Source organism: Pedobacter deserti (genome assembly GCF_024436415.1).
GTDB lineage: Bacteria > Bacteroidota > Bacteroidia > Sphingobacteriales > Sphingobacteriaceae > Pedobacter > Pedobacter faecalis.
The window spans coordinates 2416133-2441876 of sequence record NZ_JAFMZQ010000001.1; the positions used below are offsets into that span (position 1 = coordinate 2416133).

At 47.1% G+C, this 25744-nt stretch carries 25 protein-coding genes and 1 tRNA gene; 20 read left to right on the top strand and 6 right to left on the bottom strand.

Translation table 11 applies throughout. The annotated features are described in order from the left end of the window. Positions 1-28 precede the first annotated feature (28 nt). The 19 genes from J3P40_RS10990 to J3P40_RS11080 all read left to right on the top strand — a co-directional run bounded on the left by J3P40_RS10990 (position 29) and on the right by J3P40_RS11080 (position 12215). A complete protein-coding gene (locus J3P40_RS10990) occupies positions 29-1201 on the top strand; it encodes an aldose epimerase family protein (protein ID WP_256005479.1) in 1173 nt (390 codons plus the stop codon). A 114-nt stretch (positions 1202-1315) separates the two neighbouring features. After that, on the top strand, positions 1316-1963 hold the full coding sequence (locus J3P40_RS10995) for a hypothetical protein (protein WP_256005481.1): 648 nt from the start codon (positions 1316-1318) through the stop codon (positions 1961-1963). A gap of 47 nt (positions 1964-2010) precedes the next feature. Next, positions 2011-3465 carry a Gfo/Idh/MocA family protein gene (locus J3P40_RS11000; RefSeq protein ID WP_256005484.1) on the top strand — a complete coding sequence of 485 codons (1455 nt, stop codon included), beginning with the start codon at positions 2011-2013 and terminating at the stop codon, positions 3463-3465. Between the two features lie 2 nt (positions 3466-3467). Then, positions 3468-4565, top strand: a complete 1098-nt coding sequence (locus J3P40_RS11005; RefSeq protein ID WP_256005486.1) for a Gfo/Idh/MocA family protein — start codon at positions 3468-3470, stop codon at positions 4563-4565. Positions 4566-4671: 106 nt separating this feature from the next. Beyond that, complete coding sequence (locus tag J3P40_RS11010; protein ID WP_256005489.1) at positions 4672-4848, top strand: BF3379 family histone-like protein; 177 nt, start codon at positions 4672-4674, stop codon at positions 4846-4848. A 107-nt stretch (positions 4849-4955) separates the two neighbouring features. Further along, a tRNA-Arg gene (locus J3P40_RS11015) sits at positions 4956-5029 on the top strand. Positions 5030-5591: 562 nt separating this feature from the next. Beyond that, positions 5592-5999 carry a DoxX family protein gene (locus J3P40_RS11020; protein ID WP_256005491.1) on the top strand — a complete coding sequence of 136 codons (408 nt, stop codon included), beginning with the start codon at positions 5592-5594 and terminating at the stop codon, positions 5997-5999. A gap of 35 nt (positions 6000-6034) precedes the next feature. Continuing rightward, positions 6035-6259 carry a DUF4287 domain-containing protein gene (locus J3P40_RS11025; protein WP_256005494.1) on the top strand — a complete coding sequence of 75 codons (225 nt, stop codon included), beginning with the start codon at positions 6035-6037 and terminating at the stop codon, positions 6257-6259. Positions 6260-6288: 29 nt separating this feature from the next. Further along, complete coding sequence (locus tag J3P40_RS11030) at positions 6289-6705, top strand: transcriptional regulator (RefSeq protein WP_256005496.1); 417 nt, start codon at positions 6289-6291, stop codon at positions 6703-6705. A gap of 53 nt (positions 6706-6758) precedes the next feature. Further along, positions 6759-7400: a DNA alkylation repair protein gene (locus tag J3P40_RS11035; RefSeq protein WP_256005499.1), complete on the top strand. Its 642-nt coding sequence runs from the start codon at positions 6759-6761 to the stop codon at positions 7398-7400. Positions 7401-7984: 584 nt separating this feature from the next. Further along, entirely contained in the window at positions 7985-8170 is a 186-nt protein-coding gene (locus J3P40_RS11040; RefSeq protein ID WP_256005501.1) for a hypothetical protein, read from the top strand. Between the two features lie 27 nt (positions 8171-8197). Beyond that, positions 8198-8407, top strand: a complete 210-nt coding sequence (locus J3P40_RS11045) for a hypothetical protein (RefSeq protein ID WP_256005504.1) — start codon at positions 8198-8200, stop codon at positions 8405-8407. Continuing rightward, the gene (locus J3P40_RS11050) at positions 8397-8768 is read left to right on the top strand and encodes a SpoIIAA family protein (RefSeq protein WP_256005506.1); all 372 of its coding nucleotides are present in this window, start codon (positions 8397-8399) and stop codon (positions 8766-8768) included. Before J3P40_RS11045 ends, J3P40_RS11050 begins: the two co-directional genes overlap by 11 nt. Before the next feature lie 9 nt (positions 8769-8777). Next, positions 8778-8975 (top strand): PCC domain-containing protein, encoded by a 198-nt coding sequence (locus tag J3P40_RS11055; RefSeq protein WP_370687729.1) that lies wholly within the window; start codon positions 8778-8780, stop codon positions 8973-8975. A gap of 66 nt (positions 8976-9041) precedes the next feature. Continuing rightward, a complete protein-coding gene (locus J3P40_RS11060) occupies positions 9042-10361 on the top strand; it encodes a MutS-related protein (RefSeq protein WP_256005510.1) in 1320 nt (439 codons plus the stop codon). Positions 10362-10435: 74 nt separating this feature from the next. Further along, a complete protein-coding gene (locus J3P40_RS11065; RefSeq protein ID WP_256005513.1) occupies positions 10436-10870 on the top strand; it encodes a nucleotidyltransferase substrate binding protein in 435 nt (144 codons plus the stop codon). Between the two features lie 5 nt (positions 10871-10875). Next, positions 10876-11172: a nucleotidyltransferase domain-containing protein gene (locus J3P40_RS11070; protein WP_256005515.1), complete on the top strand. Its 297-nt coding sequence runs from the start codon at positions 10876-10878 to the stop codon at positions 11170-11172. A 47-nt stretch (positions 11173-11219) separates the two neighbouring features. Next, the gene (locus J3P40_RS11075) at positions 11220-11795 is read left to right on the top strand and encodes a YeeE/YedE family protein (RefSeq protein ID WP_256005517.1); all 576 of its coding nucleotides are present in this window, start codon (positions 11220-11222) and stop codon (positions 11793-11795) included. Between the two features lie 9 nt (positions 11796-11804). After that, entirely contained in the window at positions 11805-12215 is a 411-nt protein-coding gene (locus J3P40_RS11080; RefSeq protein WP_256005519.1) for a DUF6691 family protein, read from the top strand. Between the two features lie 10 nt (positions 12216-12225). Here J3P40_RS11080 and J3P40_RS11085 read toward each other — a convergent pair whose 3' ends face one another. Both J3P40_RS11085 and J3P40_RS11090 read right to left on the bottom strand, forming a co-directional pair. Beyond that, positions 12226-12987 carry a response regulator transcription factor gene (locus J3P40_RS11085; protein ID WP_256005522.1) on the bottom strand — a complete coding sequence of 254 codons (762 nt, stop codon included), beginning with the start codon at positions 12985-12987 and terminating at the stop codon, positions 12226-12228. Then, entirely contained in the window at positions 12984-16085 is a 3102-nt protein-coding gene (locus J3P40_RS11090) for a ligand-binding sensor domain-containing protein (RefSeq protein WP_256005525.1), read from the bottom strand. The genes J3P40_RS11085 and J3P40_RS11090 overlap by 4 nt, the downstream gene beginning before the upstream one ends. A 165-nt stretch (positions 16086-16250) precedes the next feature. On the opposite strand from J3P40_RS11090, the gene J3P40_RS11095 reads away from it, so the two are divergent. Continuing rightward, the gene (locus J3P40_RS11095) at positions 16251-18239 is read left to right on the top strand and encodes a beta-L-arabinofuranosidase domain-containing protein (RefSeq protein WP_256005528.1); all 1989 of its coding nucleotides are present in this window, start codon (positions 16251-16253) and stop codon (positions 18237-18239) included. On the opposite strand, the gene J3P40_RS11100 is transcribed toward J3P40_RS11095, so the two are convergent. The 4 genes from J3P40_RS11100 to yidC all read right to left on the bottom strand — a co-directional run bounded on the left by J3P40_RS11100 (position 18240) and on the right by yidC (position 25728). Next, positions 18240-19640 (bottom strand): exonuclease domain-containing protein, encoded by a 1401-nt coding sequence (locus tag J3P40_RS11100; protein ID WP_256005531.1) that lies wholly within the window; start codon positions 19638-19640, stop codon positions 18240-18242. It abuts the gene before it with no gap. Positions 19641-19725: 85 nt separating this feature from the next. Then, a complete protein-coding gene (locus tag J3P40_RS11105) occupies positions 19726-20997 on the bottom strand; it encodes a spore maturation protein (RefSeq protein ID WP_256005534.1) in 1272 nt (423 codons plus the stop codon). A 49-nt stretch (positions 20998-21046) separates the two neighbouring features. Next, positions 21047-23821: a S9 family peptidase gene (locus tag J3P40_RS11110; protein ID WP_256005537.1), complete on the bottom strand. Its 2775-nt coding sequence runs from the start codon at positions 23819-23821 to the stop codon at positions 21047-21049. Between the two features lie 110 nt (positions 23822-23931). Continuing rightward, positions 23932-25728 (bottom strand): membrane protein insertase YidC, encoded by a 1797-nt coding sequence (gene yidC / locus J3P40_RS11115; RefSeq protein ID WP_256005540.1) that lies wholly within the window; start codon positions 25726-25728, stop codon positions 23932-23934. Positions 25729-25744: the final 16 nt, after the last annotated feature.

Genomic DNA, 25744 nt, shown 5'->3' on the forward strand with positions numbered 1-25744 from the left:
ATGTGCCAAATATTTAAACCTCATTGTAATGAAAAGAACACTAAACACCATTTTAGCAGCAGCGCTTGTTCTTGCAGCAGCGGGCTGTAATCAGCCGGCAAAAACAGATGCTTCGGCGCAGGGCGACAGTACTGTGACCACCGTGCAGCTCGACAGCAGTAAGTTCCAGAAGGAGATAGACGGCAAGCGGACAAACCTGTACGTGCTGAAGAACAAGAATAATATGCAGGCGTACTTTACCAACTATGGCGGTCGCCTGGTGAGTTTGCTTGTTCCCGACAGTGCCGGTAACCTGGTTGATGTGGTGGTTGGATTTGATAGTGTAGAAGGCTTCGAGAAATCTACCGAGCCATACTTCGGCGCTACCATAGGCCGCTATGGTAACCGTATTGCCAAAGGCAAGTTCAGTTTAGACGGCAAGCAGTACACGCTGTTTGTGAACAATGGTCAGAATACACTTCATGGCGGGAAAAAGGGCTTCCAATATGTGGTATGGGATGCGCAGCAGCCCGATAGCAGTACCTTGGTGCTTACCTACTTATCGAAAGATATGGAAGAAGGTTATCCGGGAAACCTGAACGTTAAGGTGACCTACAGCTTAACTGACAATAATGAATTGAAAATGGATTACGAGGCTACAACCGATAAAAAGACCTTGTGTAACCTGACCAATCACGCGTTTTTTAACCTGAATGGTGAGGGAAGCGGAACAATCCTGAACCACACCCTCCAGATCTTTGCTGATCAGTACACACCGGTGGATACCACGTTGATTCCTTTAGGAAAGCATGCCGACGTAAAAGGTACGCCTTTCGATTTCACTTCGCCTAAAACCATAGGGGAGCGCATTGAGCAGGACAACGAGCAGTTGAAGGCAGGTACGGGGTACGATCACAATTTCGTGCTTAACGGCACCAAGGGGATGGGCATGACTCATGCAGCTACGGTAAAAGGCGACAAAACCGGCATCGTGATGGATATCTATACCCAAGAGCCTGGTCTGCAGTTTTACTCGGGTAACTTCATGCAAAGCAAGAACGTATTCAAAGGCGGGGCTAAAGATGATTTCCGGACTGCACTTGCGCTGGAAACACAGCACTTCCCGGATTCCCCGAATCAGCCGTCGTTCCCTTCTACGGTATTAAACCCTGGCGAGCAGTATAAGACCTCATCTGTTTACAAGTTTAGTGTGGCTAAATAGTTTGTAAGCCATATTTACAGGTATATCAAGGCGTCTCCTCCGTATAAGGTGGGACGCCTTGTTTTTTATACCTGTTATCGTTGCTGAAAACCCTGTTTCCGAAACCTTTAAGGTTTGAAACTGTTTTATTTGTACAATTTTACGCCTATGGAAGCGGATAAGGTTTATGGTATAGAAGAGGTCCCCGAACAAAAGGTAGGCTCGGAGATGAATGCTGTGGAACGCCGGACATTTGATTCTGAGCAGGAGGCAATGGCTTTTTTTGAGCAGGTGAAAAACAGGATGCTCGATGTAAACCAGTGGGCCAATATGGCCAAACTTCCTATGTCGACCTTTCAGCTTATCGGCAGTTCCAGGGTGCGCGCCGAACGCCTGGCAGTAGACGGCGACTATATCCGGATTGATGTGCCGGGCCCGGGCACGCTGGCGGGTTGCGGTTACGACTGGGTACGGATTGAGCGTATCAGTGCACAGAAGTATCCGGATGCTGATGTGCTGACCATGACGGTGAGGCCATCGGTAAACCCGATGAACGACGATCAGAACATCGCGCATTTTCTGAAGGACAGTGCCACGTCTACCTTCCAGGTCAAGCGCATAGGCAAGGAAGTTTTTGCAGAAGAGCATGCGCGGAACGAGGTGCCTAATACCAGCACGACCCATACACTTGATAATATCAGAAATACACTAGTAGGCTGGAGTGCCAAGATCGGGTTGTCGTATCCGCAATGGAAGGGTTTGGTTAAAGGACTGTTGGATTAACAGGTCTTTTTGTATAGATTTGGTTATACCACATAACCAAAACCTAGATGAAAGTAGAAGCAAACAAACCTGAGGCGGCCAGGAACCGCCGCGACTTCCTTAAGACTGCCGCCATAGCCGCAGCCGGATTTATGATCGTGCCGAGACATGTTCTTGGAGGAAAAGGATTTCTGGCGCCGAGCGACCGCCTGCTCCTTGCCGGTATTGGCGCAGGGGGGAAAGGGGAGAGCGATATTTCCCTGATTGTGAAAGGCGGCAAAACGGATGTAGCCTTTTTATGTGATGTAGATGATCGCCGCGCGGCTACTTCTGTACGCAATTTCCCGAAAGCGAAATACTATAAAGACTACCGGGTGCTGTTCGACAAAGAAGCGAACAATTTTGATGCGGTCACGGTGTCTACGCCCGACCATACCCATGCTCAGATCGCGATGGCTGCCATGCAGTTGGGCAAGCACGTCTACGTGCAGAAGCCCCTGGCGCATGATGTCTACGAAGCCAGGATGCTCACCGAAGCAGCCAAACGTTATAAGGTAGTTACCCAAATGGGAAATCAGGGCGCTTCCGGCGACGGGGTAAGGCGTTTACAGGAATGGTATAACGCGGGTAAGATAGGGAAGGTACATACCGTGTATTGCTGGACCGACCGGCCGGTGTGGCCGCAGGGGATAGCCTGGCCTACCACAACAGCACCGGTTCCAAAAGAATTAGACTGGGATTTATGGCTTGGCAGTGCGCCGTACAAACCTTATATAGATAAAATGGTACCCTTCAACTGGCGCGGCTGGTGGGATTACGGTACAGGCGCACTAGGCGATATGGGCTGTCACCTGGTAGAGCCACCCTTCAGGGTCTTAGGGCTCGAGACGCCGGTAAGCGTAGAATGCAGCGTGGGCAGCGTATATGTAGATGAATTCAGAAGAGGCTATTTCCCTGAGAGTTGTCCCCCTTCCAGCCATGTCATTATGACCTTCAATAAAACAGGAAAGGCTAAAGATGATGTGCAGCTTCACTGGATGGACGGTGGTATAAAGCCGGAGCGACCAGAGGAGTTGGGTCCGAATGAAAGCTTTGGTGATAATGGCGTGTTGTTTATAGGAACAAAGGGCAAGATGATCTGCGAAACCTATGGCATGAATCCAAAGTTACTTCCGCTTTCAAGAAACGAATCCGACAAAACCAAAGTGAGCATAACCAGGGTGCCCGGACAGGAGGATGGCCATTATGCACAATTTGCCGAGGCCTCCATTGCTGGCTACGGCAAGATGGAACTGAGTTCGCCCTTTGAAACTGCTGGTCCCCTCACCGAAACACTGCTGATCGCAAATCTGGCCATTCGAGGAATTGATGTGCAGCGCAGAGATGCCAACGGAAGGATCAGTTACCCAGGTCGCGACATCAAGCTGCTGTGGGATAAGCAAAACCTGAAAGTCACCAATTTTGATGAAGTAAATCAGTTTGTAAAGAGAAATTACCGGGCAGGCTGGACGCTTGGTATATAAGCATGGACTTAGAGATGAATACGGATAAGCCCCTTCGGGTACTTGTGGTAGGCTGCGGCAATATGGGCGCTTCCCATGCCATAGCCTATCACCATATGGACGGGTTTGAGATTTGCGGACTGGTATCCACCGGCCAAAGCAAAGAGACACTGAACAACCGGCTTGGCGGCGGCTATGCCTTGTTCAGTGATTTCTACGAGGCGCTTGAAGCCACACGACCCGATGCCGTGTGTATCGCGACATATCCGGATACCCATCAAGCCTATGCAGTGAAATCTCTCGACGCCGGCTGCCATGTGTTTATTGAAAAGCCAATTGCAGATACGGTAGAAGGAGCCGAACGCGTAGCTGAGGCCGCACGCAGGAATGGAAAGAAACTGGTAGTGGGCTACATTTTAAGGTATCATCCTTCCTGGCAGAAGTTCATTCAGCTATCGGCGTCGGCCGGTAAACCACTGGTGATGCGTATGAACCTGAACCAGCAGAGCAGCGGCGCCAAATGGACGGTGCACCGCAATCTGATGAACAGTCTGAGTCCGATTGTAGACTGCGCGGTACATTATATCGATGTGATGTGCCAGATGACCCGCTCGCGGCCTGTACAGGTGAGCGCGATCGGAGCTAGGCTTACCGACGATATTCCGGCCTGGAACTATAATTACGGTCAGATGCAGATCCGTTTTGAGGACGGTTCTATTGGTTGGTACGAGGCAGGCTGGGGGCCGATGATGAGTGAAACAGCGTTTTTTATTAAAGATGTGATAGGCCCCAAGGGCAGTGTTTCCATTGTCGCAAAAAATGCCTCAGCCAGCGGAAATTCAGACAATATAGATGCGCATACCAAGACAGAATCTTTGAAGGTTCACCATGCCGAACTAGGGGCGGATGGCCTGTTTGCACGTTCAGACGAATGGGTCGATTTAAGCGATGAGCCTGATCATCAGGAGCTTTGCAACAGGGAGCAGCGATTCTTTCTCGAGGCGATACGCAGCGATGCTGATCTTTCGGACGCTACGGCCGACGCAGTGAACAGCTTAAAGATTGCCCTGGCATGCGACGAGTCGGTCCGCACAGGCCATATTGTGATGTTGAACAGTTAAAAAAAATTAAAAAAGATTGTTGAATATTCTTTTGGACTATATTCAATAAAGAATTACTTTAGAGCGATATATTAAAAAAATATTAAAATCTTAAACGAAGAAAGACATGGACAAATTTTCAAAACTGAAAGAATTGGTTGCAAGCGTAGAGGCTGATGCTGACAAATTTTACAACTCAGGAAATGGCGCTGCTGGTACAAGAGTACGTAAGGCAATGCAGGAACTGAAGGGACTTGCTCAGGAAATCCGTACAGAAATTACTGAGAAGAAAAACACTAAGTAATCCATTGCAAGATATAAGAGGCTGGTTGTAAAACCAGCCTTTTTTATTTACAATAAGATTTGCGCTTAATTAGCCGATTTTATATCTTTGGCGCTCCTAAAGGGAATGCCTCGGTAGCTCAGCTGGATAGAGCAACGGTTTTCTAAACCGTGGGTCAGGAGTTCGAACCTCTTCCGGGGTACTTGGTTAGAGTTGGTTCTTTTTTTAGAGCCAACTCTATTTTTTTTGCCTTCTAACCTGTTGTTAATGTGATAGATAAGTTCGAAGGCCAGATTCATCTTGCTGGTTCGATCTATGGTTCCATCAAAATCGAATTTTTCGGGGAAGATCGAGCCAATGATATAATGCCTTCCTTCGATATCGGCCCCGGAGTTTAGTTTAGACAGGTTTTTGAGGCTTTCAAGTGATTCGTCCAATATATCGAAGATATTGCGGTCTAACTTCAATTTTTCGTCCAGCTCATCCAGCTCTGCAACTGGTGACAAATCTATTCTGCGATTTTGCTGTACGGTAATCGCACCTGTAACACCCGTCTAATAATGTCGTATTTGCACCTTATAATGCCGTATTTACACCTTTAAATTCCGTCGTATGCTTGTTAACTTTGCTTGTAAACTTTTAAAATATGACCGGTACAGATACCTATCTTTACTTTAATGGACAGTGCGGCGCCTATTTTGGTATGCTCGAGGACCAGTTCGGTATTCGCTGGATGATCAATTTTAATCAAACCCAATCGTAAAATGGAAAGCACTGAAAATTCAAAGGCCGGCAGATGGGCTGGGATTATTATGCATTGGATGGTGGTATTATTTATGCTATTTGACGGGGTCATCAAGTTTATAAAGCCTGAGCCGGTAATCCGGACAACTATTGGTGAGCTAGGCTATAAGGACCACCATATCATTGTACATGGGTTGTCAGCGCTTTTGCCGTTGATATTGTTTGTCATCCCCCGCACCAGGATTTTAGGGGCTGTTCTGCTTACCGCTCACCTTGGCGGGGCCGTTGCCTCGCATTTAAGAATAGACAGCCCGCTGTTCTCTCATACCTTCTTTCCGGTCTATGTTGGTATTTTGATGTGGGGCAGCGTTTGGCTGCGCAATGAAGGCTTCAGACATCTTTTTCCTTTTGTCCGGAGCAAGCGGTGAAAGGTGGCTTAATATGAAAATTTAAACAATGAGATATGTCATTTCAAGGATATTTAAAGGCGATACAGGACAAGACCGGTAAGACTGCAGCGGATTTCAGGGCACTGGCTGGAGAGCGGGGTTTTACAGTTAACGGGCAACTGGCCGTAAAGGCGGGTGACATCACCAAATGGTTAAAGGAAGAATTTGATCTTGGGCATGGACATGCTATGGCGATCTACGCGCTGCTTAAGGGCTTAAAGGATGAAAGCAGCAAATGATTTTTTGTTAAGAAATTTATCATAGTGCTATGATAGAGAACTACATGATTCCGGAAAATTTGACGGTCTATTGCGTGACTGCAGAGACGTTTCCAGAGGGGGCCTTAAAGGCTCACAAGCAATTGCATGCCAAAGTGCCCTTGTCTTATGAGCGCAAGTATTTTGGTATCTCCAGATGGGAGAATCGGACCATGATATATAAAGCCGGGGCGACAGCGCTTTCACCAGGGGAACTGGATGCTTTAGGTCTGGAAAAGGTCGTGCTTCCAAAAGGAGACTACCTTTCGATTATTGTCAAGGACTTTATGTCTGACGTTAGTGCGATAGGCCGTGCATTTGAGCAGTTGACCAGCTTGCCGGATGTGGATCCTGAGGGCTATGGGCTGGAGTGGTATTTTAATGACGGGGACGTGCAATGTATGATGAGGAAAAAGGATCAATTGTGAGTAGAGTCAAAAGATCGGCTCGCTCATTTTAGTAAATCTGGTAACGGAGGCCTATGAGTAGTTCTACAGCAGCGCAAATCCTCGCGCAAATCAGCAAGAAGGATACTAAACTTGGGGAGCTTAGGAAGATTGCCAAAGAAATTAAAAAAGACCATGGTTTAGCTATGGAGTTGTGGGGATCAGGCAGTTTTCTAGCCCGACAGCTTGCCATTCTGATTATGGATTCCAAACTTTTATCGCAGCAGGCCATCAATCAACTCGACAAGGACATGCAGTGTCACAGTCAGCAAGAAAAAAGCCAGCTTTTGGACTGGCTGATGGCGAACCAACTTTCTAAAGACAGGAAAACCATAGCTCTGATGCAGGCTTGGTCAGATAGCCCTTCCGCTTTACAAAGAAGAGCATACTGGTATTACCAGGCCCGTCTGCGGTGGGTTGGTCAAACGCCTCCACCGAATACTGAAGAGCTGTTGCAGGTGATAGAGAAACGCATAGAAGAAGAATCGCCGGAAGTACAATGGGCCATGAACTTTACAGCTGGTCAGATCGGTGTCTTTCAGCCTGAGTACCGGGACCGCTGCATTGCGCTAGGCGAGCGAACCGGCTTGTATAAAGACGAGATGGTCGCAAAAAATTGTACCCCAAGCTATTTACCGAAGTTTATAGCTGTACAAGCTGCCAAGTTGGAAAAGTAGCGTGTGAAACTTCTGCTGAGGCTTTCCATCCGAAGCCTTAGTGGGTTCCTTGATCTCGTTAGTTGGCCAGTCCAGCGTTGCTAATTCCACTATAATGGAATCAGCATTGTAATGTACAGGAAAATGGGGCAATGCTTGTGGTGTTTGGAAATGGCAAGAGGCATATCACGATCGGAGGCTGCTTCAAAAGATGGATAAAAGCACTTTAGCATAAATAGATTGCCTCACTTTAAATGAATCCCATCTTCTTTTTTCGACAATCCTTTCATTACCGTTAATGATAACACGCATTTGCTTTTGCCCGTTCTGCTCTTCGAAAATAATTTCGATACTTTCCTGAAGCTGATCGTAGAAAATGGGTTGGATCCAACGCGGCCAGTTCGGATTTCGGCCTCTGACGATACTTTTCGAACAAAGTGTTCCAATCCGGGCAATAACTGCGCGTTTGACTAATCAGACGCTCAGAGGCGGTTTACACAATAAATCGAAGATCCAGCGTTTATTATAACAGAGCGTTAATTTAGATAGCGGGGAAGGGTCGGAATGATGCTTTCCCGCTTTTCTTTTTCTATCAACCAAGGTCAATGGAATACATCTATCTTGGGGACAGGCAGACGGCGTCTGTATGGAGGGGACAGCTTTGCCGGGCTGTTCGGATTGGTAGTAAGTGTGTTCGTGGCAGAAATGGGGCGATGCTGGTCGAGTTTGAAGGTGGAAGCAGGCAGGTGATCATCGGGAGATTGCTTCGGAAGATCAATTTATCTTCTTGATCTTTTAGCAAAGTATTCAGGATTTTCGTGTTGGCAGTTTTGATTTCCGGGCTGCTGAGGTCTTTCCATAGGTCGCCCAGGTTTTGGAGTCTTTTGGGGGATGTTGTCGACGAAGAGTTTGCTGCCGCGTTTGTCGATGGCTACCTCCAGGGTGGTGAACATGTGGACGCGTTTGTGGATCATACAAACCATCCCGGTATGGATTTGTTGTCTTTTAAATCTTGTTATGCTGACTAAAATTGAAAACCTGCCTGATTATGTATTGGGTGTCCGCGCCGCCGGGGAAGTGGATAAAAATGACTTGGACAATGTGCTGCTGCCGGGGTTGAAGGCGCTGGCGGAGGAGTATAATGAGATCTACTATTTGCTGGTGCTGGAAACGCCTGTAGAGAATTTTACGGCCGGAGCCTGGTGGAGTGATCTGGTTGCGGGTATTAAGCATTTCACCCATTGGAAGAAAATGTCGATTGTGACCGATCAGAAGGCCGTAGAAAAGTTTACAGATTTATTCAGTTACGTGAGTCCGGGTGAGGCCAAAGGTTTTACGCTGTCTGAACTGGATGAGGCGATCACCTGGGTGAGCACTAAAGCGGATTGAAATGGGTCGATCGCCTGGCAAAAGGAGAAGCCTTCCCTGCATGTGCATGGGGTAGTCACGGATGCTTCTTTCAAAGCCTGGGGCGGGCATTTGCTCGAGGCGACGGTGAGTACGGGCTCTTTGGAAATCACGGTTATTGTTCACGATAAAAAGCTGGAGCGGAAAATGGAAGAACCACTTGGGGCTAACGTTTTGCAGCTGCAATAGGCGTAAGACTTGAACTTATTTTTTATATTTACGATTAGGCAATCCTTTCGCGGCCAGATAAATTTAATGAAAAGATTCGACGTCGATGCTCAAACCTTCAGGGATCTTCAGATATTTGGGGTCGAAAAGCGCGACAAAAGTGTATTTTCCCTTTTCAACCAGACCTCTACACTAGGTGGAAGTGAAAAGCTAAAGCTCATCTTTGAAAACCCATTGGTGGACGCAGAGCTGTTGGCGAGCAGGCATGCGTTGTTTTCCTATTTGCTTGAGCATGAAATAGAACTGAATTTCGACAAGGAGGCCGTCGACTTTATTGAATATTTTGTTAACCAAAGGAGCTCGCCCAAGCCTTTCAGTAAGATTGGAGTGGTATGGGAGGCGATCAATAACTTTACAGGACTTACTCAGGAGAGCTACAATAAGCTTCGCGGTGTTCATGAGCTCCTGGATCTTATCAAAGTCATTAAAGCATTTTGTGATGATCTTCAGGGCGAAATTCCCGAGTTGCTTTTAGCTATTAAAGATGCTGTTTTAGGGTTACTGAAGGATGTAAATATTCGCTCAGGGATAGACACCCGTCCTGGCATATTGAATATCAGCCAATTAAATAGATGTAATTTTACGATCAGAAAGAGTTTGCTTAAAGAGGTCAAAATTCTTCTCGAACTCATTTACCAGTTGGACGCGTCGGTCGCGGTCGTGAAAGCAGGCAAGATATATGGGTTAAGCTATCCCATATTGAAGACAGACACATCACATGTTCTAACAATTCAAGGAGCGTTTCATTTGTTTTTGAAGGATCCTGTAACCAACGATATTAATTTCTCACAGGATCAAAATGTATGTTTCGTTACCGGGGTGAACATGGCAGGAAAATCGACATTCCTCAAGTCTGTAGCCGTATGTGTTTATCTCGCTCATCTTGGTTTGCCCGTTCCCGCGAAGCATATGGAGTTTAGTGTCTTAGATGGATTAATTACGACGATAAACCTGCCAGACAGCCTCAACGAAGGGTATAGCCATTTTTATACCGAGGTGAAGCGGGTAAAGCATGTGGCCGAAAAGGTTCGTGAGGCAAAGAGTATGCTTGTGATTTTCGATGAACTGTTCAGAGGTACAAATGTAAAGGATGCTTATGACGCGTCGCTTTCCATTATCGATTCCTTTGCTAAGATCAAAAGCAGTTTTTTTATGGTGTCCACCCATATAACTGAGGTAGCGAAGAAACTTGAGAAGAGGGAAAATATTAATTTTAGATTTCTGGAGACTAAAATGATTGCCGGGCAGCCTGTATTTACCTATCGCCTTCAGAAAGGGATTACAGATGAGCGCCTGGGGCTTTGGATTGTCGAGAACGAAGGGATTTTTAGGATCTTAAATTGTTAGAGGGTAGTTCAAAGGCCAGCTTCATAAGTTCTCGGAGAATTTTTTGTACTTTGCCGGCCTCTATTTGATTAATTATGGCTGAGCAAGACATCAGGTGGAAGCAGCGCTTTTCCAATTACCGAAAGGCGTTGGAGCGTTTATCAAAAGCTGTTGAACTGGGAAAGGTCAGAACGCTAAGTGACCTGGAACAGCAAGGGCTGATTCAGGCTTTCGAGTTTACCCATGAACTGGCCTGGAATGTTATGAAGGACTATTTTATCTATCAAGGAAATAGTTCCATCACTGGTTCAAGAGATGCGTCTAGAGAAGCATTCAAGACAGGTCTAATTGTGGATGGCGAGGGCTGGATGGAGATGATTAAAAGCCGGAACAAGAGTTCGCATACCTATAATGAAGAAACTGCTGAAGAAATAGCCGAAGACATCCAGGCGCTCTATTATCGTTTGTTCAGGGAGTTTGAATCGAGAATGCTCAGCCTGTCGGCGCAGCAAACAGATATTTTTTCATAGCTGCCATGCGGTACGGGCTCAAGGAATCAACCATTAGTGCCATGCAGGAGGTCTTTGGAAAGTTTCCGAAGGTTGAACGGGTGCTATTGTATGGTTCACGCGCAAAGGGCAATTTCAGACCTGGCTCTGATATTGATCTGGTTTTGGTGGCTCCGGAACTTAGCTTAGGACAATTACACCATATCGAAATGGAATTGGATGATCTGCTGCTTCCTTATCAGCTGGATATTGCGCTATACCACCACATCGACAATAGGGAATTACTGGAACACATTGCCCGGGTAGGGATCGACTTTGTGTAAGCCCTCGCGCCTTGTCCCGCAAGTGGATTTTTCCGATATTTAGCTCAATGGAAAAAGATATGCTGGAAGTATTGAAAGGGCCCTGGCCCTGGTACGTTGCTGGTCCGCTGATCGGGCTTACCGTACCCACACTATTGCTTATCGGCAACAAATCATTTGGTATCAGCTCATCGTTACGACATATCTGTGCGATGTGTATCCCTGCGGACATTCCGTTTTTCAAATACAATTGGAAAAATGAGGTATGGAACCTTCTTTTCGTGTTCGGAATATTTTTAGGCGGAATCATCGCTGCCAGCTTTTTGTCGAATCCAGATCCGGTAGAAATAAACCAAGCCCTGGCAGGAGAACTCGCTGGATATGGAATCACCGACTACGATAATCTGGTTCCCGAGGAATTATTTAACTGGCAGTCGCTGCTCACCATGAAGGGCTTCTTACTGATCATTGTCGGTGGTTTTTTCGTCGGATTCGGTACGCGCTATGCCGGGGGATGTACAAGCGGGCACGCCATTATGGGCATTGCTAATTTGCAATGGCCATCGCTTGTGGCTACTATATGTTTTATGATTGGCGGATTTGCCATGGCCAATTTGATTTTACCTTTGATACTTTCACTTTAACCACGGCATATGAAAAACCTTAAGTACCTGTTCGTTGGCCTGCTGTTCGGTATCGTCTTCGTAAAATCGGAAGTGATAAGTTGGTTTCGCATCCAGGAAATGTTCCGTTTGCAGTCCTTTCATATGTACGGGATTATTGGCAGCGCGGTGATAACGGCGATGGTGTCTATCTTTATAATAAAGCGGTTCAAGATAAAAACCATCTACGGCGAACTGATTAAGATTGCTCCGAAAACGTTTAACAAGGGGCAGATTTACGGCGGCTTGATTTTCGGTTTCGGTTGGGCGCTTACCGGTGCTTGTCCAGGACCGCTTTTCGCGCAGATCGGCACTGGGACGACGGTCGTTGCGGTGACTTTGTTAAGTGCCATTGCCGGCACCTGGGTGTATGGGCTTATACGAGACAGGCTGCCGCATTAATACAGCGAGGTCATTCCAGGTTCTTGATGAAGGTACTTGGCGACATTTTGAATGCCCTGAAGAAGCTGCGACTGAAATGGTTAGGCGAGCTGAAACCGGTAATGTTTGCGACTTCTGATATTCGGTAAGTGCCTTCCGACAGCAAGGCTGCGGCTTTTTTTAACCTGGCTAAAGTGATAATCTCCGTTAGGGTAAGATTAGAGGCGGAACGCACCTTGCGATAGAGTGTGGGCCGACTTATGCACAATAGATCTGCGAGCGACTGGATGTCAAAGCCCGGATTGTCCAGGTTGCTGGTGATTGCATCATTGAGTCTTGCCAGAAACTGTTCATCTGCATTGTTGCCCGCTGTTGATTTTAAATGGCTTAGCGGCGATGATGCAAAGTAATTTCGGATGGTGTCTCGGTTTTCGAGCAGATTTTTGATCTGCGCCAGCAGGTGCCGGGGTGAAAAGGGTTTCTCGATATATGCATCGGCCCCGGTTTCGAGCCCTTCGATCCTTGATGTAAGCGTATTTTTTGCCGTAAGCAGTATGAGTGGGATATGGCACCAGGCCATGCTGGATTTGAGCTGCCGGCATAGTTCAAAGCCATCGAGGTCTGGCATCATAACATCGCTGATGATCAGATCTACTGGATTTCCTCTGAGTATATCTTCAACAAGCATGGGTTGCTGAGTCTTCAAAACCTGATAATGTGCAGCGATTGAATCTTCTATGAACTCAAGTATCTCCGGGTTATCATCAATCAAAAGAATTGTTGCATTCATCATAGCGGCAGCTTCAGGACAAATATATTCATCGCTTCATTTGTTTCCAGCACAAGTGTACCACCGTTCAATTCAGCTAGCGATCTCGCTAAAGTGAGACCTATTCCTGATCCGGAAATATGTGCTGTATCCGGGATGCGATAGAAACTTTCAAAGATTTTTTCTTTTAAATGTGCTGGTATCACGAAGCCGTCGTTAGCCACCTTCATGCACAAATCAGCGTCCTTTTCAACTGTTTGGAACTCAATATATACCGCACTCTTGGCGTATTTAACAGCATTTCCAATCAGGTTGTCAACTATCTTGGTGAACGATTCTTCGTCTATACGGGCCAGTACACCGGGTTGCAGTTGGCTTTTTAACCGAATTTCGCTCTTAGCTACCATATCGGAATAGGCATCAATGATTTCCTGAAGGCAGGCAGATAAATTAATCTGCGCACTGGTTTTGCCGGCCAGCTCAGATTCTGCTCTGCGGAAATCGAGCAACTGATCACTGAGTTTTATTAGCCGTTCCGTATTGCGAGAGATGTTGTTTAAGCTTTTAGATACTGACTTCATTTGGCCGACCTCATCCATGACCTGTTCCAACGGGCCTTTAATCAAGGTAAGGGGAGTCCGGATTTCATGCGCTACATTCGTCAGAAATTCTATTTTAGACTGGTACATCTCTTTTTCTCTATTGAGCGCAAGCTGTTTTAAGTGTCGCTCGGTCTTTTCCCTGCTTTTTCTGCGGTAGTTGGAAATGAGCCAGGTCGACACTCCTAGGATTAACACACCATAAAAAGCGAGTGCGTAATGACTGAGCCAAAAGGGCCTGTCTATAACGATCACGAGTTGCTGTTCCGCGCCGGGCGTATCTGGTGTAGCTGCCGGCTTTACGCGGAAACGGTAGGTGCCGGGCGACAGCTTGGTGAAGTGGGCTATATTATTGTTGTTCAGGAAGGTCCAGGCTGTGTCGAGTCCGTCCATCTTGTAGAGGTATTGACTAACCCGCGGAGCGATAAAGCTCAATGCCGAAAAACCGATGCTGAAGGACGACTGATCATGTCTGAGTTGTACGGTATCCGTATAGCTTATCGATCTCTTTAATATACTGCTGTCGATCTTAAGTTCAGTGTTATATACCTTAAAGCTTGTAATGTAGACACGTGGCAGGACGGCCGCCAACTGCAACTCGGCTGGCTGAAAACTTATGAGTCCGCGTATTGTACCTATGCAAAAAGTTCCTTTGTCGTTCAGCCCAGAGTTGTAGTTAAACTGATCAGTCAGAAGTCCCTGAGGCTGATCAAAAATAGTCCAGTTCCCGGCCTTGCGGTTATATCGCGCTAACCCTTTGGAGGTGGTTACCCAAATGTTTTTTTCTGCATCTTCAAGTGTTTTTAAAACAAGATTGCTCGGCAATCCATCGTCTAGGGTAATCCTCTTGAACCTTCTCTTGTTTTTGTCAAGGAAATTAAGTCCGCCATTTTCCGTGGCAAACCAGTAATGATGGTCGCTATCCTGGAAGATATCCGATATCATGTTATTGCTAAGGCTGTTGTCCTCAGTATCACTATGTTTATAGCTTAGCCACTTTTTACCTGATCTCTCTTTAAAAAACACACCGTTTCGGACGGTGCCCACCCACAGCGTTTCCTCATGGTCTTCAAGCAGCGTCGTCACATAACAGTCGCCAGGCAGTCCTTCTGTCAGCCTGAAGCGATCTGCGACAGGGTCGTAGGCATAAAGTCCCCGGTCCGTCCCTGCATATATGATCTTGCTTTTGGTTTTATATAAAACGTTGATGAAGTTCGTTTTTAGTCCGCTCGAAGAACTTTCAGCCCCGTAGTGCCTGATGACTTTACCGGTTTTGATATCGAGAATATCCAAACCTCGTTCAAACGTGCCTACCCATAGTTCTTTTCCCTGGGCCAGCAGCCCATGTACGTTGTCAGATGACAAGGCGCCTTTCTTCGGAGCACTTCTAAAGCTGATAATTTTACCTGTTGTTTTTTCAATTTTGTTCAGTCCGGCATCTTCTGTCCCAACCCAGAGGTTCCCGTACTCATCCTTACATATCTCACGGACCGCATTTCCACTTATTGCGTCTGAGGCTGAGTTGGGAAAATACTTTTTAAAAACCGATAATCTTGGATGATAATAGCTTAAACCTCCAAAATACGTAGCTGCCCATATGCCGCCTTCCACATCTTTAAATAAACTATAAACGGCATTGTCGCTAAGGGCATAAGGGTCTGTATAGCTTCGCGTCAGTCGCGAAATGCTTTGAGTTTTACGGTTATAAATGACAATACCAGCCTCTGTAGCAATCCAAAACTCATTTTCACTTTTCTGCAGCATGTTTCTGACGTATACTGGCTGACCAAACGTATTGGAGCTAATGACATACCGGTGTTTTCGCGACTGACGATCAAAAGCGATCAACCCCGTAGTCGATCCCAAAAACACGGTGCTGCCTGCGCTGTATATTGTTGTGATCCGTCCGTGGCCCGTGGCAAGGGGATCGTCTGGGTTCGCGCAGACAAAGCGGTCCCCATCATTTATATGCTCGTAAATATAGCCCGAGGTGGTGCAGAGCCACATCGCCTCTCCGTTTGTGTTAAAAGTTGCGATGTCGGCGTCCTGGCCGACTGAAAATCTCTTCGTTTCTTTACGAAGGGTTTTGTAACGATACAGCTTACGACCTGCAATGGCCCATATATTAGCCCGGCTGTCCACAGCGAGCTTCTCTATTTCAATCTGGGGAATCTGTTTCAACAATGAGAATCTTTCTGTCTGGTCGTTGAATTTATATACACCCGCCCTGGTCGCCATCCATATAGCTCCATCTCCAGCAGCCACAATTTTTAGGATAAACCCGCGGACGCTTTCCGGATAGCCTGCGTCGTTATAGGCTTTGAAGTTGCTGCCGTCAAATCTGATCAGCCCTTCCTTGCCGCCAAACCACATAAAACCTCGTTGGTCTTGGGTCACCGTAAAGATCGTATTGTTGCTCAAGCCGTCTTCTACGCGATAGTTCCGAAAATAGTAGGGCTGGGCAATCACATTACTGGTGATGGCAATAAAAGCAAATAGTGTAGCGGTGAGTATCCTTTTCAATGCTGATCTTTACTCAAAAGTACAAAAAGGCACCACCAATTTGAGGTGCGACTTCTCTGGCACAACGCTTTGAAACAAATTGAATAGCTTTTGAGACCCTGGGTTAATTGTATTAAATTCAACCTCAGTTATTTTGTATTCATACATACCGCATTTAAAAACCACATGAAACGATACCTTTTACTGTTGCTGGCAGTCTGCACCCAGCCCTTCAACGTTTTGGCACAATCTTCCGCCTTATCGGAAAACCCTTATAAAGAACTTCCGCTCGGCGCTATCAAGCCCCAGGGCTGGCTGCGCGAAATGCTTGTCCGCCAGAAAACCGGGTCTACCGGCAAACTTGATCAGCTTTATCCGATCGTGATGGGCGAGCGAAACGGCTGGCTGGGTGGCGATGGGGATCAGTGGGAGCGAGGACCGTACTGGCTCGACGGACTGTTGCCTTTGGCCTATATTTTAGATGATAAGGAACTCATTGCCAAGACTAAACCTTGGGTAGAATGGGCAATTAAAAGTCAGCGGGCCGACGGATACTTTGGCCCCGCCAAAGACTATCCGTATGAATACGGCATGCAGCGCGACAATAGCCAGGATTGGTGGCCTAAAATGGTTATGTTGAAAGTGTTGAAACAATATTACAGTGCTACGGGCGACCAGCGGGTGATCCGGCTGATGACGAACTACTTTAAGTATCAGCTAAAGGAACTGCCTGCTAAACCATTGGATAACTGGACGTTTTGGGCAAGGTACCGTGGCGGCGACAACCTGATGATGGTGTACTGGCTCCACGGCATTACCAAAGAGAACTTTTTGCTTGAGCTCGGCGACCTGATCTATAAGCAGACCTTCGACTATACCAATGCCTTCTTAAATAGCAGGTTGCTTGCCACGCCGGCCAGTATTCATTGCGTCAATCTGGCCCAGGGTATTAAAACGCCCATCATTTATTACCAGCATCACCGCGAACAAAAATATCTGGATGCGACGAAAAAGGGATTTCAGGATCTGATGCACTACAATGGCATGGCCCATGGCCTTTATGGGGGCGACGAAGCTTTGCATGGTAACAACCCAACGCAGGGTTCTGAGCTATGTTCGGCAGTAGAAATGATGTTCTCCCTGGAAAGTATGCTGGAAATTACCGGGAATATTGGCTTTGCTGATCACCTGGAAAAGATTGCATTCAATGCGCTTCCGGCACAGGCTTCAGATGATTTTCTCACGCACCAGTATTTTCAGCAGGCCAATCAGGTGATGGCTACGCGTCAGACCAGGAATTTTGAGGTGAACCATCACGGAACTGACGTTTGTTATGGGGTGCTTACAGGTTATCCTTGCTGTACCTCCAATATGCATCAGGGGTGGCCAAAGTTTACGCAGAACTTGTTTTACGCTACCGCCGATAAGGGAATTGCGGCACTGGTGTACTCGCCTAGTGAGGTGACGCTGAAGGTGGCGAATGATATACCCGTGCGTATAGTTGAGGAGACCAATTATCCGTTTAATGAGGATATTAAGTTCCGGATCAATTTCCTGAAGAAGAAGTCGGCCACCTTTCCGTTTCACCTGAGAATTCCCGAGTGGTGTAAAAACGCGACCATCCGTATCAATGGTGAGGTATATAAAGAAGAGAAGGGCAACCAGATTGTGAAAATAGTACGTGAATGGAAATCTGGCGATGTGATTGAGCTCGTCTTGCCTATGCATATTTATAAAAATACCTGGTTAGAGCGTTCGGTATCTATAGAACGGGGCCCTCTGGTGTACGGATTGAAGATAGGCGAGGATAAGCACTATGTGAAAAATACCCTCGACCCGCAGGAGTATGGTGAAGGTTATTATGAAGTTAAGCCGACCACGCCCTGGAACTACGGTCTCCTCAATGTTCAAAACGACCGTCTCGCGGAGAATTATATCGTTGAAAAAGCCGACAAGCCTTTTCCGGCATATCCATGGAATCAGGAAGGGGCTCCGCTAAAGATCAAAACCAAGGCCAAGCGCATTCCGAGCTGGCAGTTGTATAATGAAATGGCCGGACCGCTGCCTTTCAGTACCATCTTCCAGCTTGAGACGGATAAGCAGACTGAAGAGATCACATTAATTCCCTACGGCTGCACGGAACTGCGTATCTCCCAGTTTCCGGTGATCCGATAGTCAGACGGCCTCCGCGATAATATGGCTGCCTTTGAGGGCGAGCTTTTTGTGAGGATGCTGGGCAGCGTAAGAAACGATCAGATTCAGAATATAATCGTTTGATGGGTAGGGGCTTAGGACAGATTTCAGCGCTTCCGGTTCGGCGATGTCAGCATGGTGGGAAATATAACCCATGCCATAGAACCGGCCCTGCTCTACCAGCAGACAGCTTTGTTCGTCGTCATGCCTGCCGGTATCGATCAGTGCAAAAGAGGGCAGCATGGACCTAAGTTCTTCTATGGCATATTTTACCCTCACATTGTAGGCTGCGGCAGATTCCTTACCGATACAAGCACCGGTGCAGTTGCCTTGTGCGTGTGCTGTGCATGCTGCAGCCACACGCTGTATACAGCAGAGCTTTTCGCACAATAAATGCGATTTGATGAGTAGTCGCAATAAATTATGTCCTTCCAGCAAGGTGTTAAAGCTGTAAAGCGCCGTCAGATTTTTTTTGGCTTTATCGATGCCGAAACGGATATAGCCTTTCTGATCCTCAAAGGTGTACAGCGCATACTTATGCTCATACCGCTTCATGGCACGATTATTCTCGGGCCAAAGCCGTTTTATTTCTGCAGCTTCCAGGATAAATGCCATCAGCTCAGTGCCGCATAGTTCAAAATCGATGGTGTGGATGTCTTTCAGAAAATTTTGTCGCTGCCTGCCGGTGTTATTGCCAGTAAAATGGGAGCAGACACGCTTGCGAAGGTTTTTGGCCTTACCCACATAAATGACCTTGCCCTTGCTGTCTTTGAAATAATATACTCCCGCACCAGCCGGTATCCGATCAATTTGTGCTTTGGACAGGTTGGGTGGAAGCACCTGTTCTTTCGAAGCTTTCTTTAAGGTGTGTGGTATGAAACCTTCCTGGTCGGCCGCTATAAGCATGCCCAGCAAGATAGCTGTCGCAGCCGCATCGCCGCCGGCACGGTGGCGTTGTTTGATCTCTATATTCAGTGCATTGCAGAGTTTGCCGAGGCTGTAGGAGCGATGCCCGGGCAGCAGTTTTCGGCTTAGTCTAACCGTGCAGAGTTTTCTGCATTGCAGATCGTAGCCGCAACCGCTGAGCTGGTGCCGGATAAAGGAATAATCGAAATTGACATTATGGGCTACGAATACTTTATCATGCAGCATCCCGTAAATGCGTTCGGCGACCATCTCAAACGTGGGCGCAGTAGCCACCATTTCATTACTAATCCCTGTTAATGCTTCAATATAAGGAGGAATATCCTGAAGAGGATTGATGAGCGTTTCGAAGGTGTCGACCACCGCCGTACCATCGTGCACCTGGATGGAGATTTCGGTAATTCCATTTGCAGATGCATAGCCTCCGGTGGTTTCAATATCTACTACAGCATATAACATCTTCTACAGCATTTGGTGATGTAAAGATGCTAATAAAATTAGTATTAATATTAAAAATTGTGAAACTTTTTAATTCGCTGGCAGACTATCCAAAAAACAGGTAGCAGAGGCCGATAGCTGTGCAGATGCCCACTAGGTCGGCCAGCAGCATAGCGCCTATGGTATACCGGGTATTTTTGATGCTAACCGCGCCAAAATAAACGGCTACCACGTAAAAGGTAGTGTCCGACGAGCCCTGGAGGATGCTCGACAGGCGACCGGCAAACGAATCTGCCCCATGGGTGGTCATCGTATCTACCATCATGCCCCTTGCGCCGCTGCCGCTCATGGGCTTGATCAGCGCGGTGGGGATTCCATCGATAAAGCGGGTGTCAGCGCCGAGCATGCTGCACAGCTGTTTCATCCCACCGATAATCATATCAAAGGTGCCGCTGGTACGCAGCATACTAATGGCAATGAGCATCCCGACAAGATAAGGTATAATGCGTATAGCGGTTTCGAAGCCGCCCTTTGCACCGTCTACAAAGTCGCTGAACACATCAGTTTTTTTGTACACCGCCCCAAGCACAATGAGCAGGAAGATGAGCAGCAGCAAGCCGTTACTTAAAATCCCTGAAAAGGACTGCAATTCTGAGGTCTGCAGCCCAACAAGGTACCATACTAGTGCGGCAATAATGGCCGAGATACTTCCTACCCAAGCAAGTATGGCCGGTTGCAGCAAGTTTATTTTCTGCTTGAAAGACACAATCAGCATGGCTGCCATGGTCGCCGCAAATGTTGCGATCATGCAGGGGATAAAGATCTCCGTTGGGTTGCTTGCGTTCAGCGAGGCCCTCACGGCAATGATGCTTACGGGTATGAGGGTAAGCCCGGAGGCATGCAGACATAAAAACATGATCTGAGCATTGGAAGCAACGTCTTTACGGGGGTTGAGTTCCTGAAGACTTTCCATGGCTTTAAGTCCGAATGGTGTTGCGGCGTTGTCCAGTCCCAGCAGGTTCGCCGAAAAGTTCATCACCATGTGCCCGGTGGCCGGATGTCCCTTTGGTACTTCCGGAAAAAGTTTGGAAAAGAAGGGGCTGATGAGTCGTGACAACAGCCGGATGCCTCCTGCGCGTTCTGCAATAGTCATGAAGCCCATAAACAGCGCCATGATACCGATCAGCTTTAAGCAGATGTTTACCGCCGTCCAGCATGTTTCAATGATACCGTCCAGCTTCAGCGGATTGGCCGGGTCGTCAGCCTTTCCGATTACCATCCAGTTGAATATTTCTGTCTGCCCCAGAAAGAAGCACTTTATTGCTGCCACAGTGATCGCAACAATGATGAATGCCGACCATATTCTGCTTAATGCCATTTTTCGCTATAGTTTGAGCTGCTCAATGTAGCATTTTTCTGAAATATTCTCAGGGCTTTTCGTCGGTCAGATCGAAACCCCAGTTTCTGCCTTTTTCTGTAGCCGGGATACCGCTAACCATCCATACCGGCGCTTTTGCCCCTTTTAGGTAGTGGTCGAAAAACTGCTGTTCCCTGATCTGTATGTCTTTACGGTTCTGGCGCTGTACCAGGTTATGGGCTTCGTTATTATAGTTGAGCATCCATACCGGTTTTCCGAGACGTCTCAATCCATTAAACATCTCAATGCCCTGGTACCATGGCACTGCACCATCGGCATCGTTCGCCATAATCACCACAGGGGTATTTACTTTAGACAGGAAGAACAAGGGCGAGTTCTCGATATACAGATCGGGCTTTTCCCACAAACTGGCGCCAATGCGGCTCTGTGTTTTTTCATACTGGAACTGTCGGTTCATTCCGCTTTCCCAGCGCATTCCGCCGTAAGCAGAGGTCATGTTAACCACCGGCGCACCGGCCCATGCCGCTGCATACATATTGGTACGCGTAATGAGGTGCGCCACCTGGTAACCACCCCAGCTCTGTCCCTGGATACCGATCTTCGTACTGTCTACCCAACTGTTTTTAGTCAGCGAGCGCACACCCGAGTTGATAAACTCTTCGGCCGAGCGACCCGGGTAACCAGTCTCGTAACTGATGTCGGGTGCGAAAACAAGATACCCATTACTTACAAAATACGAGATGTTCAGACGCGATGGTGTAGGAGCTGGAGCGATATAGTTGTACAGGCCGTCCGACAATTTTTCATAGAAGTAAACAATCATCGGGTATTTCTTAGCCGGGTCGAAATGTTCTGGTTTATATAAAATACCCTCAGAAGTGAGTCCTTTTGGTGTGTTCCACTTAACGAGTTCGGCAGTACCCCAGTTGTAATTCTGCTGCTGAGGGTTGGTATTGCTTAAGCGCTCTTCGGTTTTCAGGTCGGCCGACACAAACACGTTCGGTGAGCTGGTGTAACTGGCCTTGTCGTACACATAACGCTCGGCCTCTTTGGCCTTTTCCACCCCGGAGTAACTGGCCTTATTCATGACAATAAGCTCCTGGTTCTTGGTGGTGCCTAGAGTTGCCCGGTAAAAACCTGCTTCTTTGGTTTGATTGTTAAAGGCCTTGAGCAACACACGTTCCCGCGATTCCAGGAATCGTTGCTCCGGATCGGTTTGTTCTATCCGGAAGGTAATTTCGTTAGTGCGTCCGTAACCATTGGTAAGGTTTTTTGGGGTCGATTTGCCGTCGGGTGAGCATGCCCAGATATCATACCTGTCGTATACCAGTACAGACTTGTCATCTTCCGTCCAGCCTGCTACCCCGTACGCCGAAGGGAAGTCCGGCACGTCATTTTGCTCATCGGTCAGTTTCACGATGATATCCCGGTTTAAATGGACGGTATTGCCGGTGACAACTTCATAAGTGTACCAGCCGCCGGTTCTATTGTCGAAATAAAGTACAAACTTACCCGAAGGAGAGGGCATCGCTCTGCCGTGCAGACTCTCAATGATCTTTTTCCGGGATCCGGTTTTAGTATTTACCATGTAGTAGTCGCGCAGACTGCTCGCCGTCCACTGTGCGGCAATACGATTGCCGAAATCTGTAGAAGCCAGTACATAGTCGGCATTCCCTTCATCAACCAGACTTGCGTCGGGGAGCTTAAGATCGGTCAGCGGAATCATACGCACATCACTGCTGTACACGTCCATTACAGACAGATAACTTCTTTTGATCTCCTTATCGGCATTTTTCAGTTGCATGGGTTGCAGGTAGTCGTCTTTGTAACCCCATATATCCAGCTTAGCGTGTTCAAAGTCGACCAGGCTCGTATCTTTAGGTTGTCTGACCGGCGCGATGCCGAAGAACAGTTTCCTTCCGTTCTTGCTGAACCTGAGGTTTGCCTCTCCGCTCACAGCCCATTTTTGGGGCAGACCGGGTAGGTCCTGGTCTACCAGGATCTGCGCGGTATCCAGAGTCGGGGAGCTGTAATAGATGCGATAGTTTTTGATTTCTTTCTTTTCAGGATCAGTCTCTCCCAGGAAAGCAAGGGCTTCGCCCTCTTCATCGAATACAAAGTTTTTAAAGTTGCCTTTAACGGCTACGAGTGTCTTAATGGTACCTCTCTGGATGTTTAGCAGGGAAACTCCTGCCGGTGCTGCCTTGTCGGTCTTCGATCCGGTGGTGCTGAACACCAGTCGCTCGCCTTTTTTGTCAAATCGGTAGTCGGACACATAAGTAAACCTTCGCTCAATTCCGGTACCCAGGTTCTTAAAAATCATATCAGTGCCTTCTTTGTCATCCCGTTTTGTTTTTGCTGTATCTGGTTGCCTTTCCAGTTGATATGCCAGACAAGCGTTCCCTTCTTCCGCGAGCTTATACGATTTGACCATCGCAGTTTTGGTGAGCGACAAGTTGTTCAGGTTAACAATTCCCAGCGAGTCCTTTGGCATTTCCTCTGGCTTTTTCTTTTTGATCTTTGCGGTGCGGACGTCCTGGTATAAAGGTTTGATCAGGAACACTGCAAATTTGTTGTCGGCACTGAACGCTACGTTTTCACCGCGCGGCACTTTCAGGTCAGCGTTGTTTTTCAATCCTTTGAAGTACAGGTTGCCATCGCCTTGCTGCCTGGCAATCACATAGGCAACCCAATTGCCGTCGTTAGACAGCTTTTTGGTGGAGACCGATTCCCAGTTGTCGTACACGGTATGGTCGAGTGGTTTTTTCTGTGCAAAGCATACGCTTGCACACAGCAGAAGTGTTAGGCTCAGGTACTTGTACATAGTGTGTTTGGTTATGTTACCCCAGTGTGGTGGCTTAAAAATAATAAAAAAGGGCACCTCATCGGGTGCCCTTTTGCATATTATCATAGAAAAATTACATTTTCTGCTGCTTATTTTTTCTTTTGAGCTTGAGCTTGCTGCTGTTGGCGCATGTATTCGTCTAACCGCGCCTGGAATTTAGACTTTTTCTTCTTTTCTGCAGGCTTTGCCTTATTCTCCTGAAGCGTACGATGAATCTTTTCGTCATCTACCATCGACTTGATGATAAACTGCTGAAGGAAAGTGAGCATGTTGGCCAGGAAATAGTAGTAGTTCAGTCCGGAAGGGTAGCTGTTCAGTACACCAAGAAATACCAGCGGCATGATGTAGCCGATATATTTCATCTGACCTGTCGCTCCCGAGATCTGGTTGTTGAAGTACGTATAGATCAGGGTGGAGATCGTCATCAGCAAACACATTAAACTCAAGTGATCGCCGATAAACGGAATGTTGAAGCCAAATTTGATGAAATCATCGTAGGTCGACAAGTCCTTCATCCATAAGAAGCTTTCGCCTCTTAATTCAAAAAGGTTAGGGAAGAAGAAGAAGAAGGCCATAACGAAAGGCAACTGCAAGAGCATTGGCAAACAGCCGCCCAGCGGGTTAACACCGACCTGCTTATACAGCTTTAGATACTCCTGCTGCAGGAGTGTCGGATTGTCTTCGCCTACTTTCGCTTTAATCACATCCATTTCAGGCTTCAGAATACGCATTTTCGCCATGGAGATGTATGATTTATAAGTAAGGGGCGACATAGCCACTTTAAGCAGGATCGTAAGTACCAGGATAATCAATCCGTAGTTCCATCCGAATCCTTCCAAAAAGTTGAACACAGGCAATACCACAAATCTGTTGATGTATTTCAACGGCCAGTAGCCCATATCTACCTGCTTTTCAATTTCATGTCCCTGTTCCTTAAGTACAGAGAATTTATTGGTTCCGAAATAAAAGGTAAAGCCGTAGCTTTGTGAAGCCAGTTGGTTGAAAGGCAATTGCAGGTTTGCACCATACCATTTAACCTTACCCGAATCTGTGCTGAGCTTTACCTCCAGATCACCCTTCTCGAAAGGTGCAGAGGGTAACAAAACCGCAGAAAAGAAGTGCTGTTTGAAGGAAACCCACTCAATTTTGCCTTCGTTCAACTCCAGCTTATCGTCTTTAGCCACGCTCAGGTGATCCGGGTTTTCCTCCACATATTTAAAGTAAGGGGCCGAGTGTTCCTGCTCTTTCTTGCTTGACTTTTCCTGCTCCAGCAAAGTAGCTTCCCAGTTGAGCAACAGGGCATTACCCTGGACTACCTGATTAAGTCCGTTAAGATTAACGCTCAGCTCAACATTGTTGCTGTTAGGCTTTAAAGTATAATTGTACTCAAGGTACTGGTTGCCCGAATAATTGGCGCGCATGCTAACGCTGTTGCTGGTAGAACTTGCGGTGAAGTACAGATCATTCGTGTTAAAGACTTTACCTGCAAGGTTAAGCTTAAATCCGAATTTGTTATCATCCCCGTCGAACAGCACTACAGGTTTTCCGCTATAAGTTTTCTGACCCTTTACTTGTACCGAACGGATTTTACCGCCCTTGTTGGTAAAAGTCAGTTTCAATTTCTCGTTTTCCAGAACTGTTTGTTGTTCGGTGCCAGAAATGCTCCCTCCGAAAGGACCGGCAAGCGCAGCGGAATCAATAGTATTTGTTGCTGTAGTGGCTTGGGCGACCGCCTTAGGCTGCCCGGCCGAAGCTTTACGTGCCGAGTCGGCCGCTATACGCGCCTGCTCTTGTTGTATTTCTGCTTCCGACGGCTTGAAAAAATAAAATGAGCCAGCCAGAATAATTAAAATCAGGAACAATCCTGTAAAAGTATTTCTATCCATTATGAGTATTTAAAGC

Bases quoted from the DNA above. Each gene is read 5' to 3' on its own strand.
- J3P40_RS11025 (WP_256005494.1), top strand. From the start codon at position 6,035: ATGTCATTTCAAGGATATTTAAAGGCGATACAGGACAAGACCGGTAAG.
- J3P40_RS11050 (WP_256005506.1), top strand. From the start codon at position 8,397: ATGCTGACTAAAATTGAAAACCTGCCTGATTATGTATTGGGTGTCCGC.
- J3P40_RS11005 (WP_256005486.1), top strand. From the start codon at position 3,468: ATGGACTTAGAGATGAATACGGATAAGCCCCTTCGGGTACTTGTGGTA.
- J3P40_RS11070 (WP_256005515.1), top strand. From the start codon at position 10,876: ATGCGGTACGGGCTCAAGGAATCAACCATTAGTGCCATGCAGGAGGTC.
- yidC (WP_256005540.1), bottom strand. From the start codon at position 25,728: ATGGATAGAAATACTTTTACAGGATTGTTCCTGATTTTAATTATTCTG.
- J3P40_RS11085 (WP_256005522.1), bottom strand. From the start codon at position 12,987: ATGATGAATGCAACAATTCTTTTGATTGATGATAACCCGGAGATACTT.
- J3P40_RS11080 (WP_256005519.1), top strand. From the start codon at position 11,805: ATGAAAAACCTTAAGTACCTGTTCGTTGGCCTGCTGTTCGGTATCGTC.
- J3P40_RS11065 (WP_256005513.1), top strand. From the start codon at position 10,436: ATGGCTGAGCAAGACATCAGGTGGAAGCAGCGCTTTTCCAATTACCGA.
- J3P40_RS11035 (WP_256005499.1), top strand. From the start codon at position 6,759: ATGAGTAGTTCTACAGCAGCGCAAATCCTCGCGCAAATCAGCAAGAAG.
- J3P40_RS11110 (WP_256005537.1), bottom strand. From the start codon at position 23,821: ATGTACAAGTACCTGAGCCTAACACTTCTGCTGTGTGCAAGCGTATGC.
- J3P40_RS11095 (WP_256005528.1), top strand. From the start codon at position 16,251: ATGAAACGATACCTTTTACTGTTGCTGGCAGTCTGCACCCAGCCCTTC.
- J3P40_RS11075 (WP_256005517.1), top strand. From the start codon at position 11,220: ATGGAAAAAGATATGCTGGAAGTATTGAAAGGGCCCTGGCCCTGGTAC.
- J3P40_RS10990 (WP_256005479.1), top strand. From the start codon at position 29: ATGAAAAGAACACTAAACACCATTTTAGCAGCAGCGCTTGTTCTTGCA.
- J3P40_RS11040 (WP_256005501.1), top strand. From the start codon at position 7,985: ATGGAATACATCTATCTTGGGGACAGGCAGACGGCGTCTGTATGGAGG.
- J3P40_RS11060 (WP_256005510.1), top strand. From the start codon at position 9,042: ATGAAAAGATTCGACGTCGATGCTCAAACCTTCAGGGATCTTCAGATA.
- J3P40_RS11105 (WP_256005534.1), bottom strand. From the start codon at position 20,997: ATGGCATTAAGCAGAATATGGTCGGCATTCATCATTGTTGCGATCACT.
- J3P40_RS11020 (WP_256005491.1), top strand. From the start codon at position 5,592: ATGGAAAGCACTGAAAATTCAAAGGCCGGCAGATGGGCTGGGATTATT.
- J3P40_RS11030 (WP_256005496.1), top strand. From the start codon at position 6,289: ATGATAGAGAACTACATGATTCCGGAAAATTTGACGGTCTATTGCGTG.
- J3P40_RS11010 (WP_256005489.1), top strand. From the start codon at position 4,672: ATGGACAAATTTTCAAAACTGAAAGAATTGGTTGCAAGCGTAGAGGCT.
- J3P40_RS11000 (WP_256005484.1), top strand. From the start codon at position 2,011: ATGAAAGTAGAAGCAAACAAACCTGAGGCGGCCAGGAACCGCCGCGAC.
- J3P40_RS11100 (WP_256005531.1), bottom strand. From the start codon at position 19,640: ATGTTATATGCTGTAGTAGATATTGAAACCACCGGAGGCTATGCATCT.